General features: G+C 59.2%; 24 protein-coding genes. 23 read left to right on the top strand and 1 reads right to left on the bottom strand.

The window, feature by feature from the left end:
• The first annotated feature begins 3 nt into the window (after positions 1-3).
• The 13 genes from PF66_RS13145 to PF66_RS13085 all read left to right on the top strand — a co-directional run bounded on the left by PF66_RS13145 (position 4) and on the right by PF66_RS13085 (position 7,738).
• A complete protein-coding gene (locus PF66_RS13145) occupies positions 4-420 on the top strand; it encodes a gp16 family protein (RefSeq protein WP_054062936.1) in 417 nt (138 codons plus the stop codon).
• Positions 417-857, top strand: a complete 441-nt coding sequence (locus PF66_RS13140) for a Mor transcription activator family protein (RefSeq protein WP_054062935.1) — start codon at positions 417-419, stop codon at positions 855-857. The genes PF66_RS13145 and PF66_RS13140 overlap by 4 nt, the downstream gene beginning before the upstream one ends.
• A gap of 84 nt (positions 858-941) precedes the next feature.
• Positions 942-1,346 (top strand): hypothetical protein, encoded by a 405-nt coding sequence (locus PF66_RS13135; protein WP_152973013.1) that lies wholly within the window; start codon positions 942-944, stop codon positions 1,344-1,346.
• Between the two features lie 117 nt (positions 1,347-1,463).
• Complete coding sequence (locus tag PF66_RS32715) at positions 1,464-1,775, top strand: hypothetical protein (protein ID WP_152973012.1); 312 nt, start codon at positions 1,464-1,466, stop codon at positions 1,773-1,775.
• Between the two features lie 35 nt (positions 1,776-1,810).
• Entirely contained in the window at positions 1,811-2,062 is a 252-nt protein-coding gene (locus PF66_RS13125) for a putative holin (RefSeq protein ID WP_054063120.1), read from the top strand.
• A 1-nt stretch (position 2,063) separates the two neighbouring features.
• Positions 2,064-2,696 (top strand): transglycosylase SLT domain-containing protein, encoded by a 633-nt coding sequence (locus PF66_RS13120; protein ID WP_054062932.1) that lies wholly within the window; start codon positions 2,064-2,066, stop codon positions 2,694-2,696.
• Positions 2,693-3,295 carry a hypothetical protein gene (locus PF66_RS13115; protein WP_054062931.1) on the top strand — a complete coding sequence of 201 codons (603 nt, stop codon included), beginning with the start codon at positions 2,693-2,695 and terminating at the stop codon, positions 3,293-3,295. The genes PF66_RS13120 and PF66_RS13115 overlap by 4 nt, the downstream gene beginning before the upstream one ends.
• Complete coding sequence (locus tag PF66_RS13110) at positions 3,282-3,497, top strand: TraR/DksA family transcriptional regulator (RefSeq protein ID WP_054062930.1); 216 nt, start codon at positions 3,282-3,284, stop codon at positions 3,495-3,497. Before PF66_RS13115 ends, PF66_RS13110 begins: the two co-directional genes overlap by 14 nt.
• A complete protein-coding gene (locus tag PF66_RS13105; RefSeq protein WP_054062929.1) occupies positions 3,494-3,805 on the top strand; it encodes a hypothetical protein in 312 nt (103 codons plus the stop codon). Before PF66_RS13110 ends, PF66_RS13105 begins: the two co-directional genes overlap by 4 nt.
• Positions 3,802-4,110, top strand: coding sequence for a hypothetical protein (locus PF66_RS13100; protein ID WP_054062928.1), 309 nt, complete (start codon positions 3,802-3,804; stop codon positions 4,108-4,110). Before PF66_RS13105 ends, PF66_RS13100 begins: the two co-directional genes overlap by 4 nt.
• 3 nt (positions 4,111-4,113) lie before the next feature.
• Positions 4,114-4,626, top strand: a complete 513-nt coding sequence (locus tag PF66_RS13095) for a DUF3486 family protein (protein ID WP_054062927.1) — start codon at positions 4,114-4,116, stop codon at positions 4,624-4,626.
• Positions 4,626-6,182 carry a hypothetical protein gene (locus PF66_RS13090; protein WP_054062926.1) on the top strand — a complete coding sequence of 519 codons (1,557 nt, stop codon included), beginning with the start codon at positions 4,626-4,628 and terminating at the stop codon, positions 6,180-6,182. Before PF66_RS13095 ends, PF66_RS13090 begins: the two co-directional genes overlap by 1 nt.
• The gene (locus tag PF66_RS13085) at positions 6,182-7,738 is read left to right on the top strand and encodes a DUF935 domain-containing protein (protein WP_054062925.1); all 1,557 of its coding nucleotides are present in this window, start codon (positions 6,182-6,184) and stop codon (positions 7,736-7,738) included. The genes PF66_RS13090 and PF66_RS13085 overlap by 1 nt, the downstream gene beginning before the upstream one ends.
• Here PF66_RS13085 and PF66_RS32710 read toward each other — a convergent pair.
• Positions 7,703-7,942 (bottom strand): hypothetical protein, encoded by a 240-nt coding sequence (locus tag PF66_RS32710; RefSeq protein WP_152973011.1) that lies wholly within the window; start codon positions 7,940-7,942, stop codon positions 7,703-7,705. The two genes, PF66_RS13085 and PF66_RS32710, sit on opposite strands and share 36 nt — an antisense overlap.
• 67 nt (positions 7,943-8,009) lie before the next feature.
• Between PF66_RS32710 and PF66_RS13080 the strand changes: the two genes are divergently transcribed.
• From PF66_RS13080 to PF66_RS13035, 10 genes are all read left to right on the top strand, one after another.
• Positions 8,010-9,296 carry a PBECR2 nuclease fold domain-containing protein gene (locus PF66_RS13080; RefSeq protein ID WP_054062924.1) on the top strand — a complete coding sequence of 429 codons (1,287 nt, stop codon included), beginning with the start codon at positions 8,010-8,012 and terminating at the stop codon, positions 9,294-9,296.
• A gap of 111 nt (positions 9,297-9,407) precedes the next feature.
• On the top strand, positions 9,408-9,956 hold the full coding sequence (locus PF66_RS13075; RefSeq protein ID WP_241494345.1) for a phage virion morphogenesis protein: 549 nt from the start codon (positions 9,408-9,410) through the stop codon (positions 9,954-9,956).
• A 250-nt stretch (positions 9,957-10,206) separates the two neighbouring features.
• Complete coding sequence (locus PF66_RS13070; RefSeq protein WP_054062922.1) at positions 10,207-11,178, top strand: phage protease; 972 nt, start codon at positions 10,207-10,209, stop codon at positions 11,176-11,178.
• 30 nt (positions 11,179-11,208) lie between these two features.
• Complete coding sequence (locus PF66_RS13065; protein ID WP_054062921.1) at positions 11,209-12,102, top strand: Mu-like prophage major head subunit gpT family protein; 894 nt, start codon at positions 11,209-11,211, stop codon at positions 12,100-12,102.
• Positions 12,103-12,112: 10 nt separating this feature from the next.
• Positions 12,113-12,604, top strand: coding sequence for an HI1506-related protein (locus PF66_RS13060; protein WP_054062920.1), 492 nt, complete (start codon positions 12,113-12,115; stop codon positions 12,602-12,604).
• Positions 12,601-13,092 (top strand): phage protein Gp36 family protein, encoded by a 492-nt coding sequence (locus PF66_RS13055; protein WP_054062919.1) that lies wholly within the window; start codon positions 12,601-12,603, stop codon positions 13,090-13,092. Before PF66_RS13060 ends, PF66_RS13055 begins: the two co-directional genes overlap by 4 nt.
• Complete coding sequence (locus PF66_RS13050) at positions 13,092-13,658, top strand: phage protein Gp37 (protein WP_054062918.1); 567 nt, start codon at positions 13,092-13,094, stop codon at positions 13,656-13,658. Before PF66_RS13055 ends, PF66_RS13050 begins: the two co-directional genes overlap by 1 nt.
• Entirely contained in the window at positions 13,658-13,840 is a 183-nt protein-coding gene (locus tag PF66_RS13045) for a DUF2635 domain-containing protein (protein WP_054062917.1), read from the top strand. Before PF66_RS13050 ends, PF66_RS13045 begins: the two co-directional genes overlap by 1 nt.
• Positions 13,837-14,934 carry a phage tail sheath C-terminal domain-containing protein gene (locus PF66_RS13040; RefSeq protein WP_054062916.1) on the top strand — a complete coding sequence of 366 codons (1,098 nt, stop codon included), beginning with the start codon at positions 13,837-13,839 and terminating at the stop codon, positions 14,932-14,934. Before PF66_RS13045 ends, PF66_RS13040 begins: the two co-directional genes overlap by 4 nt.
• 14 nt (positions 14,935-14,948) lie before the next feature.
• Complete coding sequence (locus PF66_RS13035; protein ID WP_054062915.1) at positions 14,949-15,320, top strand: hypothetical protein; 372 nt, start codon at positions 14,949-14,951, stop codon at positions 15,318-15,320.

Here is a 15,320-nt window from a genome sequence, read left to right as displayed (position 1 = left end):
AAGATGAATCGACGCAATTTACAGCTATCGAAGATCCACATTGCAAAGAAAGACCTTGGGCTTGATGACGAAACCTACCGGGCCTTGCTCAAGCGCGTAGCGGGTATCAGTTCGGCAAAGGACATCGGCCCGAGGCAGGCTGCGGCTGTACTCGCTGAGTTTGAAAGACTTGGATGGCAGTCGACGCCAAAACCAAAAAGCAAAGGCCGTACTGTTTCGAATGTTGCCCAGGGCCGGGAAAAACTGGTTGGGAAGGTCAATGCGCTCCTGGCCGACGCCGACAGGCCGCTGGAATACGCCGATGGCATGGCAAAACGGATGTTCCAGGTCGAACGAGTCGAATGGCTGGATGCCAAACAACTTGGCGGGATAGTGGCAGCACTGACCTATGACGCGCAGCGCCACGGGAGGTCGCAATGAGCAATGAGCAGTTGTTCGAGGATGACACAGACAAGCTCGATCCGGCCAAGGTGCTGGCTCACATGGCGGACCCTGCGGTCGTGCATAAATGGGAAGGGACGCTCAAGGAGATGGTTGATGTCGCAGAAGCCGGTCTGCGGCCGCTGGTGAAGAACCAGGATGTGGTGCCTGAAATGGCTCGGGCGGTCGTATTTGCTATCTGTGACACCATGGGGGGAGCAGTGGTCTACCTCCCGCGGGGCGACGCACTGAAGAAAGCTATGAGAGACGCCTCAATCTTCAGTGACTGGCGGGATCGCAACATCCAGCCGCCCGAGCTGGTTCGCAAGTACCGGCTTGCATCGCCGACCATTTATGACATCATCCAGCGCCAAAGGGCCTTGCATCGACGCAATGAGCCTGACCTATTTGGCTTCGACGACAGGACTGTCCACTAGATGATGGCTTTGAGAGTGGTGTTAGCGGCTTCTGCCTTGTACGTATCAATGGCTTCTGCGTCTAGCACCCCTCTCAAGGATGACTTGAGCATTGCCAAGTCAAACCAGGCTCTTGCCAATGCGCTCTGGACGAAGAACCACGACGCTTGCATGACCCGCGATACGGGAGCCCTTGCCGAGGTCATGCGATCCGCTAATGACCATGTCCACACTCAACGCTCACCCGCCACCACCTATTCAGGTTGCCGCTCGATGCTGACAGATGTCCTGTTCCTGAATGGTGCGTGCTACGCCGGCAAGTTGACTCAGGATGAGCTGGACCACGCGCGCCGAAATTGGGAGCAAGACAGCGCAACATGCACCGCGCAGATTGCAAGTCCAGCCCTGACCCCGGAGGAGCAGTCAGAAGCAGAGTGGGAAGCGGAGCGGCGCAAGGAAGGAGCCACAGACGACGATATTGAGGTCATGAAGGCCATTCGGCACCTTTGAACCACCATCCCCAAAGCCTCGCAATCGCGGGGCTTTTTCTTGCGTGCTTAAGAAACACAGGACGCTGCCCTCACAGGTGAATCTAGCTCGGACATCAATCCGGCAGGTCCACCATTCATGGCTTATCCACGATCCTCACGGCAGTACGCACAGCTCGTAATCGACGAGCCGTTTGACGACGGCAAGCGTGAGCTGATGGAGAAGTGTCCGGTGGAGTGGCGTGCAACTGTCGGGCTGATCGTCGAGAGCCATGAGCGTCGAGTCGCCGAACACGTTCGGCAGAAAGAAAAACTTCGCCCGAAGCAATACACCGCACCGCCAGTTATTGGCACCTATGCAGGCGTAGCGGTCGTGCGGGGCAATCCCGTCGTCGCTGCGCACTCCATCGCAAGTATCCGCTCCCTACTCAACCAATCTAAGGAGGCCTAATGGCCGCTATCCCACGGCGCCCGCGTGCGCCACGTATGACCGACTGGACGCTGATCACCATCGCGCTGCTGTTTTGCCTTGCCATTGTCGCTCCGACCAAGCTGCCAGTCGTTCTCTACAAATGCGGTCTGGTCACGCTCGGCGGTGTGCTGGGCTACTGGATCGACCGCGCGCTGTTCCCGTATGCACGCCCTAACCAGGTTCGGCGTTATGAACGCTCCTGGGCTGGCATTCGTCGTGCCGTGGTCGTCCTCGCTTGCATCCTTGGTCTGACACTGGGGCTGTGACATGGCGAAATCCCGCATTTATCTATCACTGGGTTTTTTGGCCCTGCTGGCTGTGGTGGCCCTGTGCGGCTCGGCGCATGCCGAGGTGCCGAGTGAGGCCGAGCGATATCGGCGCGACCTCACGCGGATCGCCCAGGCCGAATGGGGGCTGGATGCCCCTGTGGCTACCTTCGCCGCGCAGATCCACCAGGAAAGCCGCTGGCGGTTCGACGCGACGTCTCCAGTCGGTGCGCAAGGCCTGGGTCAGGTGATGCCCTCGACCGCGACCTGGCTCGCTCAACTGTTCCCGAAAAAGCTGGGCAAAGTTGAACCGTTTAACCCCTCCTGGTCCATGCAAGCGCTGGTCAGTTACGACCGTTGGCTGGCCGACCGCATCAATGCCCGAGATGCCTGCGAACAAGGTGCGATGGTTCTGTCCAGTTACAACGGCGGCCAGGGCTGGGTAATCCGTGACCGCAAGTTGGCCTCGGCATCGGGTGCCGATCCGCTGACCTGGTTCGGATCGGTTGAGCGGTTCAACGCTGGCCGCTCGGTCGCTGCGTTCAAGGAGAACCGCCAGTACCCACAAGTCATCCTGCGCCGCTGGGAGCCGCTTTATGTGGCTGCTGGGTGGGGCAAAGGAGTATGCCAATGAAAGACCTGCTCAGCCCGGCAACCTGGTGGGTTGCTGCCGTCGCCGCAGTCGTCCTCATCCTGCGCATGACGTACCTGGACGGGTATGACCAGGGGTTCACCACGGCTAAAGCAGTTGGAGACGCGGTCGCCGCCGATCTGCGGGAGAGCAGCGCACGAGAGAAGCAGCAGGCGGCCGATGCTGCCCTTGGCGAGCTACGTGCCTCGCAGGAAAAGGGGCAACTGCTCGCCAGCCAGCTAGCAAGCACAAAAGCAGACTTACGCAAAACTACCGACAAGCTCCAAGGGGAGATTGACCGTGTCACGAAGCTCTATCGCCGCAACCTCGACGCTCAGCCTGAGCCGGTGCCTGCTTGTCTGTTCACTGCTGGCTTTGTCCGCGTGTGGAACGAAGCCAGCAGTCATTCCGCAGTGCGTCCCGCTGATGCCTCCAGCCGAGCTGCTGATCCTGCCCGAGGAACCTCAACCGCTGACCAGCTCGCCTCAGGCGTAACCCAGCAAGACATTCTGCAAAACCACGTGCGCAACGGTGAGCGGTCCGCCACCTGCCGTGTGCAACTCAAGAAACTCATTGAATGGAACACCCATGGACGATCTTGACCGTGCTTCCGAAGTTGAGGAAGCCAACCGCGACGCTGCCTTGGCGGCACATCTGGCGCGGTCCCACCGCCCCATCGGCAATTCAGCAACCCATTGCGAGGATTGCGGGAGTGACATCCCCGAGGGGCGCCGCCTCGCAATCCCTGGCGTCTTGCTGTGCATCGATTGCCAGTCCATCCACGAACGGATGAGCCGTAAATGACAACGATTGAAATGCCTGTTTGGCAGTTGGTCGGGACAGCGGCGACCTTGCTCGCGATGTTCGCAGGCCTGGTGAAAGTGCTACTGGCGCAAATGGAAAACCGCCTCGATGAACGCTTCGAAGCCGTAGCCAGAGATTCCGAGCGCCTGCGAACGGTTGAGATCGGCCTGGAGCGTTTGCGGGGTGAAATGCCGCTGCACTACGTCAGGCGAGAAGACTACGTCCGCAACCAAACAATCCTTGAAGCCAAGCTGGATACCTTGGCCCTACGAATTGAAAACATACAGCTCAGGGGAGCACGTGAATGAAGATTGACACTGCCAAGGTCCGGCGCGAATCCCTGCGCTGGTACATCATTTTGACACTCAACACTTCTCGGCCGGTGGACCCGCATGAGGCCGTGGTGCTGGCAACGATCCAGGGCATCTATCCAGATGCTACCCAGTTGGAAGTACGTCGTGAACTCGACTACTTGGCCGACCGTTCGCTGGTCACGCTGCAAAAGTCTCCACAGGGCCAATGGATCTGCGGTTTGACCCACTACGGCGTCGACATCGCCGAGTACACCATTCCTTGCAACCCCGGTATCGCCCGGCCTGACTGGAGCGGTTGAGCCATGCCCCCGCGTAGCAAAGTTGCCGGGCTCCCGGCCGCAGTCAAAGAGTGGTTGGATGTGTCCCTGGTTGAGTCGAACTTTTCCGGCTATGAGGCCCTGTCGGCTGAGCTGGAGAACAGGGGCTATTCCATCGGGAAAAGCGCTCTACATCGCTACGGTTCTGACTTCGAACTACGGCTCGCGGCGTTGAAGACGTCCTCTGCTCAGGCAAAGGCGGTGGTCATGGCGGCGCCGGATGATGAGGGTGCAGTCAATGAAGCCCTGATGCGCTTGACCCAGGAACGCCTGTTCAACGTTCTGATGGACGGTGAGCAGAAGGTCGACCTGACAAAGATGGCAAAGGCAATCTCTGAACTGGGGCGGGCCTCTGTCATGCAGAAGAAATGGCAGACCGAAGTTCGTGAGAAGGCCGAGGCGGCTGCGGCCCGCGTGGAGAAGATCGCCAAGAAAGGTGGGCTTACCCAAGAGACGGTCGATCAGATCCGGCGCGAGATCCTGGGGATGGCAGCCTGATGGCGGTTCCTGTCGTTCTCGAAAGCACTGCGCTTATTGAAGCGCCGGCTGTGTTGCTCGACTATCAGAAACGCTGGATCGGTATCCGTGCCCCGCTGAAAGTCGGCGAGAAGTCTCGCCGTATCGGGTTGACCTGGGCTGAAGCGGCGGACAACGTCCTGGTCGCTGCCGCTGAAAAGCCAGCAGGAGGACAGACGGTCTATTACCTGGGATACAACCAGGACATGACAGTCGAGTACATTCAGGCCTGTGCCATGTGGGCACGGGCATTTAACTATGCGGCTGGCGAGGTCGAAGAAGGCATTTGGCCGGATAGTGACCCGGACAAACATATCAAGACTTACACCATCTCCTTCCCGAGCGCCCATCGCATCGTTGCATTGACAAGTCGGCCTTCTAACCTACGTGGTCGCCAGGGCGTTGTCGTGATTGATGAGGCGGCGTTCCATCAGGATCTAGCCGAACTGTTGAAAGCCGCTTTGGCCCTCCTGATCTGGGGCGGTGAGGTTCATGTCATCAGCACACATGACGGCACGGAAAACGCCTTCAATGAGCTGATCAACGAGATCCGGGCCGGCAAGCGCAAGGGAGAGCTGTTTCGCTGCCCGTTTCGTGATGCCGTGGCTGACGGTCTGTACAACCGCGTTTGCCTGCGTAAAGGCATTGAGTACAAGCCCGAGGAAGAGGCCGCTTGGGTCCAGGACGTGTACGATTTCTACGGAGATGCGGCCGAAGAAGAGCTGGACTGCGTACCCTCCCAAGGCGGCGGTGCATTCTTGAGCATGGCCCTGGTTGAACAACGGAGCAGCCGCGAGGTGCCTGTACTGCGCCTGGCCTACCCGCAGGGCTATGAAACGGCTGCCGAGCATCTGCGTTTGGCCGAGTCGTTGGAGTGGTGCGAAGAGCATCTGCTCCCGTTGCTCAGGGAGATTCCCCTTGATGTCCAGAGCTTCTACGGCATGGACTTCGGTCGTACTGGGGATCTCTCGGTGATATGGCCGCTGCTTAAGGAACAGAACCTGCGTCGTCGCACCCCCTTTGTGGTCGAGCTGCGCAACGTACCGTTCAAGCAACAGTTCCAGATTCTGGCCTACATCGTGCGCCGCCTTCCCAACTTCCTGAAGGGGGCCAACGATGCCAGGGGTAATGGTTCGCAATTGGCAGAGGACGCCGCAGTCGAGTTCGGTTTCAACCGGATTGAGCGGGTGATGCTGACCGAGGGCTGGTATCGCGACAACATGCCGCCATTCAAAACCGCCCTGGAAGACGACACCTTTTATGACATCCCGGCTGACAAGGACGTGGTCAGTGATGTGCGCGCTTTCCGCATGGTCAAGGGCGTCGCCCGCATTCCCGAGCGCCGCACCAGCGAAAAAGGCGAGAAGTCCGGCGGCAAGCGTCACGGCGACGCTGGTATTGCTGCTGTCCTGGCCGACTACGCGTCCCGCCAGGAAATCGAAATCTTTGAATATCACCGAGTCCAACCCGTGGCTGAGTCTGATCGGCAGATCAAGCACAGCGTGGCAGGCTGGCGCTCACAGAAGGGCATTTGGTAATGGCTCAATCCAATATCGTCGACCAGTACGGCCGGCCGATCCAGTACGACAAACTAACGGAAGAGCTGGCGGTCGCCCGTACCACCGGTGTTCGCCAAATTTGGCACCCATCCGTTGCAAACGGTCTGACACCGCAGCGGCTGGCGAGTCTCCTGCAGGCCGCCACCGAGGGCGACGCTCGCGACTACCTGACGCTCGCTGAGGAAATGGAAGAGCGCGATCTGCACTATGCGTCTGTGCTCCAGACTCGCAAGCTGACGATAGCTGGCCTGAACGTCAGGGTTGAAGCGGCCAGCGATGACGCTGAAGACGTGCGCCGTGCTGATCAGCTCAAGGAGCTTGTCGATTCGCCGGAGTTCGGTGAGCTTCAAGCCGACCTGACCGATGCTATGGGCAAGGGCTATGCCGTCTCCGAAATCATTTGGGACCGGAGCGGTAAGACCTGGAATCCTTCACGCTATGAGGCTCGCGACCAGCGCTTCTTCCAGTTCGACCGTGAAACCGGCCGGGAGCTACGACTGCTCGATGAGTCGGATGTGGTCAACGGTGTGGCTCTGGCTCCTTACAAATTCATTGTGCACCTGCCGCGTATCCGTTCTGGCCTGCCGATCCGAGGTGGTCTGGCCCGCCTGGCCGCTGTGGGCTACATGTGCAAGTCGTGGGCGTGGAAAGACTGGATGGCCCTGGCAGATATCTACGGCCTGCCAATGCGGGTCGGTCGGTATGGCCCTGGTGCGAGCAAAGAGGATATCAGCACACTGATGTCGGCGGTCGCCAACCTGGGCAGTGATGCTGCTGCTGTGATCCCCGATAGCATGCGCATCGACTTTACTGCCGCTGCGAATGTGGCGGGGGCCGGGGAGTTCTTCAAAGGCTTGGCCGAGTGGTGGGACAAACAAATCAGCAAGGGCGTAGTGGGCCAGACCATGTCGGCCGATGACGGCAGCAGCCAGGCGCAGGCAACCATTCACAACGAGGTGCGCCTCGATCTGCTTCAGGCTGACGCCAAAGCCCTGTCTAACACGCTGAATCGCTCTTTTGTGCGCCCCTGGTGCGATCTTAACTTCGCACCAGGTCGTGGTTATCCACGGCTGATCCTGGATGTGCCGCAGCCAGAAGATACAAAACTACTGATTCAAGCGATGAAAGACCTGGTGCCGCTGGGCCTGAAGGTCGAACAGTCGGTTATTCGTGACAGGCTCAATCTGCCAACCCCTAGCGTGGGTGCTGATTTATTGGGAGCCCCGGCGCCTACGCCAGATCAGCAACTTGCGCGTGCTGTGAACCGTGAGCAGGCGCCCGGCCTGCCAGCATCTATTCCAGATATCGTCGATAACCAGGTCAAGACACTGGAGGTGGCGGCAGCCTCTTACATGGACGATATGGTCGATGACATCAAAGGGTTGCTTGATGAAGTCAGTAGCCTGGAAGAGTTCCGGGATCGACTAATTGAGGTCTATCCAGCCATGAGCATCAGTCAGTTTTCTGATGCTATGGCTGATGCTCTTGTTGCTGCGAGTTTAGCTGGGAGAAACGATATCTTGAGGGGACTCTAACACCGATCTGAGTATTTCATCGGTCACGTTTCGGTCAGTGCCTATATCAGCTAGGTCAATCAGCCGCTGGATATCACGGTCGAATGATTCAATATCAAAGCCGGGTTGCTTCTTCAGGACGAGGATGATTGCAATAAATGCAGTTGCCAACTGGCCACTGATGATTCCTTGCGCGGCTGTAACTTCAGTAAGTTTATCTTTCATACCTATACATTCCCTTCAGGCATTGGTAGAGAAACTACTGTTTATCATACTTATAAGGTGAATGTTAATGGCGGTATCCCACGGCTCTCTCCCGTTCCAGGAGCAGATTGACTATTTCCGGGGCAAAACAGACCTCCCGACCCGTGCCTGGACCGATATCTACAACGTCGAGCATGACCAGGCGTTTGTCGTGGCGGGGACGACCAAGCGGGAATTGCTGGCTGATATGCGTGGGGCCGTAGAAAAGGCTATCAGCCAGGGGCTGACCCTGGAGCAGTTCCGAAAGGACTTCGACCAGGTCGTGGGTAAACATGGGTGGCAGTACAACGGCGGCCGTGGCTGGCGTTCCCGTGTGATCTACGAAACCAACCTGCGGCAGTCCTACAACGCAGGGCGGGAGGTCCAGATGGCCGACCCGGAACTACGCAAGCGCCGGCCGTTTGGGGTCTATCGCCACGGCGATAGCGCACATCCAAGGCCCGAACACCTGGCGTGGGACGGGACGGTGCTGCCGCTGGATGACCCATGGTGGGCAACGCACAGTCCGCAAAACGGGTGGGGCTGCAAGTGCAAAAAGTTCATGCTCAGTCAGCGAGATGTTGACCGGCAGGGACTGAGTGTCGGTCCTGCGCCTGTTATTGAGCACGAGAGGCAGACCATTGGCGTGAACAGCCCCAACGGCCCGCGTGTCGTTCAAGTGCCGAAAGGCATCGATCCGGGGTTTGAGTACGCACCAGGTCAATCCCGCCTCAATGCAGCAGTACCGCCATTGCGGGCATATGACCCATTGCCAGAGCCAGGCGCGCGGGCTAGCAGTGTTCAGGGGGCGGGGCTACCTAACCGTCGTGCACCTGGTGCTTTGCCGCCCGCTCGCGAGCTGCCAGCCAGCCGCCTGCTGCCGTCCGGCCTGACCGATGAAGAGTACGTCGGTCGATTCCTGGCCGAGTTCGGTGCGACCGAAGCAGCGCCGGTAGTGTTCAAGGATGTTACGGGCGATGCCGTGGTGATCGGCCGGGATCTGTTCACTAGTGCCAAAACTGGTGCTTTGAAAATCAGAAAGCGGGGGCACGCTCGCGAGCTGCCATTGTTGGCTGACGCGATCAAGGACCCGGATGAAGTGTGGGTACGCCTGGAGTGGCTGTATTCCAAGAACAAGGCTGTGGTGCGTCGGCGATATATCTCGCGGTTCATGGTCGACGGCGAGCCGGTGCCTGCGCTGTCTGTCTTCGAAGTGGGGGATGATGGGTGGGATGGGGTAACGACGTTCTCGCCTGATGCGAGCGATTCGGACTACCTGGAGCAACTGAGGATCGGCGTCCGCCTTTACCGGCGACCGCAGATCGAGAAGAAGTGAAACCGCGCGCCGCCACACGCGATTACCCCTGGATGTAGGCCTGGAGGTCCTGGCGGGGACTGCTCATCCAATGGGGAATCTAGATAGTAGGAGGTGAGAGTGGCAGGAGCAATGATTAATGTTGAGCTGGACGACAGCCGGCTGGGCGCTGCGCTGGGCGAGTTGGCTGATCGGATTGGTGATCTGCGGGTTCCGCTCCTGGACATCGCTGAATACCTGCACCAGTCGACTGACAACAGGTTCAGCCAGCAAGTAGCCCCGGACGGCTCGCCCTGGGCGCCGCTGGCAGCATCAACGCTCGCGAGGAAGCGCACGAACAGGATCTTGCGGGAAGATGGGAATCTGCAAGACACCATCCGCCACCGGGTTACAGGCAACGAGCTGGAGTTTGGATCTGACCGCCCGTATGCAGCGATCCATCAGCTTGGGGGTAAGATCGAGCACGCCGCCCGGTCGCAACAGGTCTACTTCCGTGAAAAGAATGGAGTGGTGGGTAATCGCTTTGTGAGTCGCAGCAGATCGAACTTCGCGCAGTGGGCAACTCGCGGTGCGCACTCGGCGGATATTGTTGCTCGCCCTTATCTGGGCCTGTCGTCTGATGATGACGCTGAGATCATCGCTATCATCTCTGACTACCTGTCGAGCCCGCTCCAGGGCTGATTTAAAAAAAACGCGCTGGAGGCGTTTTAGGGGGCTTGGCGGTACAACGATGGCGGGTAGTGTCTGAACACGGCGTTAGACCAGCGTTAGATTTTGCCGTAGGGCTACGACTGCATGATAGTCGCGCCGGAATTCATTCTATACGTATAGAATGACCGTCTTCCGTACCTAAGCCTCATCCCTTCCAGCGGTTGAAACCTTAAACCGCGCTGAAACTTCCCGCCTCACTCATGCCGCACATCATGGCGGCATGAAAAAGACACTTCTCGCACTCAATACTGACCTCTCCGCCACCGTCTCTGACGGCAAGGCTCCCGACTGGGTCGAACTGATTCCTTCCGGCCCGATGGTCTCTGGTCGAGATGGTCGACAGTGGCTGTTCGACGATCAGGCCGGAGTCCTGGTGCGTTCGAACTTCGACAGCCGTTCTATCGACCTGCCGATTGACTGGGAACATGCGACCCAACATCGCGCCGCCAAGGGCGAAGAGGCCCCGGCCTCCGGCTGGATCAAGCAATTGGATATCCGTGCTGGAGCGCTGTGGGGCCTCGTCGACTGGACGCCCCGTGGATCGGACCAGGTTGGAAGCCGCGAGTACCGCTTTCTCTCTCCCGTATTCGATTACGACCCCGACACCAGTCGGATCGTACGCCTGGTCAGCGCCGGCCTGACGAACACGCCGAACTTCTACCTGACCGCCCTCAACCAAGAAAACCAGGAGATCCAGCCAGTGACCTTACCAGCTGCGCTTTTGATCGCGCTCGGCTTGTCCGATGCGGCAACCGAAGAACAGGCCATCGCGGCCGCAACCCAACTCAAGACCACCGCCCAAGCCGCCAACTCCGAGCAGCCGAATCTGGCGCAGTTCGTCCCTCGCGGTGATTACGACGCCCTGCTGCTACGTGCAGCCAACGCCGAACAGGCCGTGGCGGAGCACAAACAGGCTGAACACAGCAAGGAAGTCGAAGCGGTACTCGCCGAGGCAACCAAGGCCGGAAAGATTGTCCCGGCAACCCTGGAGTACCACCGGGCGAGTTGTAAGGACGCAGACGGTCTGCAACGCCTCAAGGACTTCATCGCTGCCGCCCCGGCTGTGGGGAATCCGAGTGGCTTGGGTGAGCGCAAGCCTGACGGCACCGTCACCGCCCTCAATGCTGAAGAGCAAAAAGTCGCCAAGCTGCTGGGTATGAGCGAGGCCGATTTCATCAAGGGCAAGGCGTAAGCGCCTCGCCACAATCATAAGGTAGTAGTCATGATCATTACCCAAGGTGCCCTGACCGCGCTTTTCACTGCGTTCAAGGCTGAGTTTCAGAATGCACAGGCCGCAACTCCGAGTGACTGGCAGCGCATTGCTACGCTCGTTCCGTCCTCGTCGGCCAGCAACACTTACGGTTGGTTGGGACAATTCCCGACCTTCCGTGAGTGGATCGGTGACCGCGTGCTCAAGAGCATGGCTGCACACGGTTACACGATTACCAACAAGAAGTATGAAGCGTCTGTCGGTGTCCCTCGGGACGCTATCGAAGACGACGAGATCGGCGTTTACAAGCCGCTGTTCCAGGAAATGGGGCGAGCATCGACTGCGCATCCTGATGAGCTGGTTTTCGCTCTGCTGAAAGCCGGTCTGACCACGACCTGTTACGACGGGCAATACTTCTTCGACGTCGACCACCCGGTCTATCCATCCACTGACGGCACCGGTTCGGCCGTTTCGGTCAGCAACTTTCAGGACGGTGACGGCCCGGCCTGGTACCTGCTCGACACCAGTCGCGCGCTCAAGCCGATCATCTTTCAGAATCGTCGCAACTACGATCTGAAAGCCATGACGAACATGGATGACGAAAACGTCTTCATGCGCGATGAGTACCGCTATGGCGTTGATGCCCGTGTAAATGCCGGCTTCGGATTCTGGCAGTTCGCTTACTGCTCGAAAGCCCCGCTTACCCCTGAAAACTACGGGAAGGCCCGTGCGGCCATGAAGGCTTTCACCGCTGATGGTGGTCGTCCGCTCGGGATCAATCCGGGCCTCCTGGTCGTGCCGTCCAGCCTGGAAGGTGCAGCCCGCAAAATCGTCGTGAAAGACGCCAATGCGGGCAACGAGTGGGCTGGTACCGCCGAGGTTCTGTCGCCGAGCTGGCTCGGCTAAGGGGGGCGGTATGACGATTGTTATCACGTCCAAGCACAACGGGTTCCGGCGTTGCGGTGTTGCTCACCCGAGCAAACCAACCCGCTATGCCGATGACTTCTTCACCGAGGCCCAGTTGCGTGCTCTGGATAAAGAGCCGCAGTTGCTCCTCGCCTATGAGGAAGACGGTTTCGACCAGGTAGGGGACGAAAACAATGACAACGCCTCGCAAAGCGCTGTACCGCAAGCGCCCAACACCTCTGCGGATTCCCAGTCGCAAGCGAATGAAACAGTCGTTGCGCCTGTGGCTGCTCCAGTGGTCAGCCTTCCAGCTGTGACCCTGGAAGGTGATCAGTCGGGGCCTGTTGCTCAAGGGGCTCCGGTCGATCCGGTAGCGGCCGCTGACAAGCCAGTGGAGCTGCACCAGGACGAATCGGCGCAGACCCCAGCTGACCAGCCAGCGACGCCTGTTGAACAGCCCGCCAAGGGCAAGGGTCGGGCCAGCAAGGGCGGGAGCAAATGAAAATCTCGCTGCCGTCCGCCAGCCAGCTCCTGGTCCGTTTCGGGGCCCGCGATATTACGCAGGTCGCTGTCCCGGATGGGAAACGTGTCATTGAGCCGGAGCTGTTGGTAGCTGCGGCGGCTGGTGAGCCACTGGACGATTGGGACGCCGAAGACGTGTCTATCGCTGTCATGACGCTGGCAAGGATCGCCGACGCGGTGACTCGGGCGCGCAGCGAGATTTCGTTTTACCTGCGCTATCGGCCGGACGGTGAGGATGCTCCGTCCTGGGTTGCTGATGACCTGGCCGAGATCGCTCGCTATCACCTGTACGACGACGCCGGAAAAGAAGGCTCGACCGTGCGAGTGATCTACAAGGACGTATTAAAGCGCCTGGAAACGCTGGCCCAGGAAGACAAGGAGCGCGGCGCGGCAGAGGCGGGCCGGTCGGGTATGCAGATCACCAGTCAGCCCCGGCTGATGGATCGCCGCAGTTTGAGGGGGCTGTGATGCTCGGCGAACTGGAGGATCTGATTGAGGCGAGGCTCAAGGAACTGGCCGGCCCGCTTCGTAACCTCACCGTTGAAAGCTACGGCGGCGAGTTGAGTGACCCGGATCTGTTGTCCGGCCTGCTCAAGCGCTGTCCGGCAGTGCTGGTAATGGTGCCAAAAGCGACGTTCAAGAAGCGGAGCCAGGAGCGCTACAACGTGCCGATCACCTTTCGCCTCGTGATCGCTACCCGACACCCTCGGGGCGAGCGGGAAACTCGCCGAGGGTATGGGCAGAAGGACATCGGGAGTTATGAACTGTGGGAGGCCTGCATGCACCAGCTTACCGACTGGCAGCCCTGGCCTGACCGCGCGGCAATCACTCCGACAGAACTATCCAACCTGGTCAACGGCAAGCTCTCGAGCGATCACCTGTCTGTTCTTGGGCAGTCGTTCGTGATCGAACTGGATTGGGTGAAGCCGAAGCAGGCGCTGCCGGACTTCCTGGGTATCGACATGGAATACCACGCGCCATCGGGCATTCCTGAGCCTGTGGCAACCGACACCATTGAATTGAGGGACGTGTGATGCAAGTCACCGCTGCGCTTGGGCTGACAGTGCCCATGGAAGCTGACCCACGTAAGCAGATCGGGCAAGAAGTGGTCGAGGTGCCGGATACCTCCTACTACCGCCGCCGGATCGCTTCGGGCGAATTGCTGCTCGCCCAGAGCAGTGCCAAAAGAACCGCTAGAAAAGGAGCGGATGAATGACGATTCCCTTTGACACCATCCCGGCGTCGATTCGCAAACCGGGCGTTTACATTGAGTTCAATACCAGCCTGGCGGTACGGACACTGCCGACCAATAAGCAACGCATCTGCCTGGTTGTGCCGCTCGGCCCGGAGGCAACTGTCGCTGCAAACACTCCAACTGAAGTCTACAGTGCTGCCGAGGCTGGTGCCCTGTTCGGTCCAGTGGCCGAAGAGATGGTCGGCGCGGCAATCAGCGCCTATCGTTATGTTTCCATCTCCGCTGTGGGTGTGGTTGCTGAGGGCGATGCAGAACCGAGCATTGCCGCTGCGTTGGATGCAACTGCGTTGGGTGGTTTCACGATCCTGGTTCCGGCATGGTTCAGTCAGACGGCCATGACAGCCTTGCGCACACATCTCAACACCTACACCGATTCCGTTGAGCAGCAAAGCATCATCGGCGTGGGGGCTCTGACCAGTACGCTGTCGGCTGCAACCACGCTGGCAGCATCGCTCAACTCTGGTTTGATCAGCCTGGCCGTTTTGCCGGGCACTACGTCGACGGCCCGACAAGTCGCCGCTGCCTACGCTGCAATGATCGCTTCCGAAGAAGATCCGGCTCGCCCGTTGAACACGCTGGTCCTCAGTGGCATCCAGGTTCCGGTCATCACCAAGCGTCTCGGTCGTACCGAACAGGAAACCGCCCTGGCGAATGGTGTGACGCCTCTGGAGGTGGCGGCGGGTGACGTGATTCAGATCGTCCGTGCAGTCACTACTTATACGAAGTCGGCGGCCGGAGCCACTGATGTCTCCCTGCTCGATCTGACCACGATTCGAACGCTGCAATATGTTCGTGGCGCCTGTCGTGACCGTATCCGCCTGCGCTTCCCGCGCTCCAAGCTCTCGGCGAAGACTCCGGCTGCCGTCCGTGGCGAGTTGCTGGACGTCCTTACCAAGCTGGAGGAACTGGAAATCATCGAGGCGGTTGAGGAAAACGCAGACGGCCTGGTCGTCGAGCGCTCGGCCCAGGACGTGAACCGGGTCAATGCCACCATTCCAACCGATGTCGTCAACGGCCTGCACGTGTTCGCCGGACGCATTGACCTGCTCTTGTAAGGAGGGAGCATCCAATGGCTGATAACTATGTGGGACAGATTGTCCTGGAGATCAACGGCACCGACTACGAAGTCACCAGCGTTGAGCCGAGCCTCAAGACCGGCCGAAAGATCGTCAAGACGATGAACCGAACTGGGCGGCCGACAGGAACTGCCAAGGGCATCGAAGAGCATGAGCTGAAGATTGCTGTGCCGATCCCCAAGAGCGGCGAGCCGGACTGGCGTGCCTTAATGGACGCGAAGTTGACCATCTATCCGCAGGATGGGGGCAGCAAGCGCCAGACATGGACCGGCTGCTCGCTGATGGAAATGGGTAGCAAGTATCAGGTTGAGGGTGAAGCAACCCGCGACCTGACCATTGCAGCTCTCAACTACTACACCGAGTAA

Source organism: Pseudomonas asplenii (genome assembly GCF_001293465.1).
Taxonomy (GTDB): Bacteria; Pseudomonadota; Gammaproteobacteria; order Pseudomonadales; family Pseudomonadaceae; genus Aquipseudomonas; species Aquipseudomonas fuscovaginae_B.
This window is presented reverse-complemented; position numbering and strand designations above follow the sequence as displayed.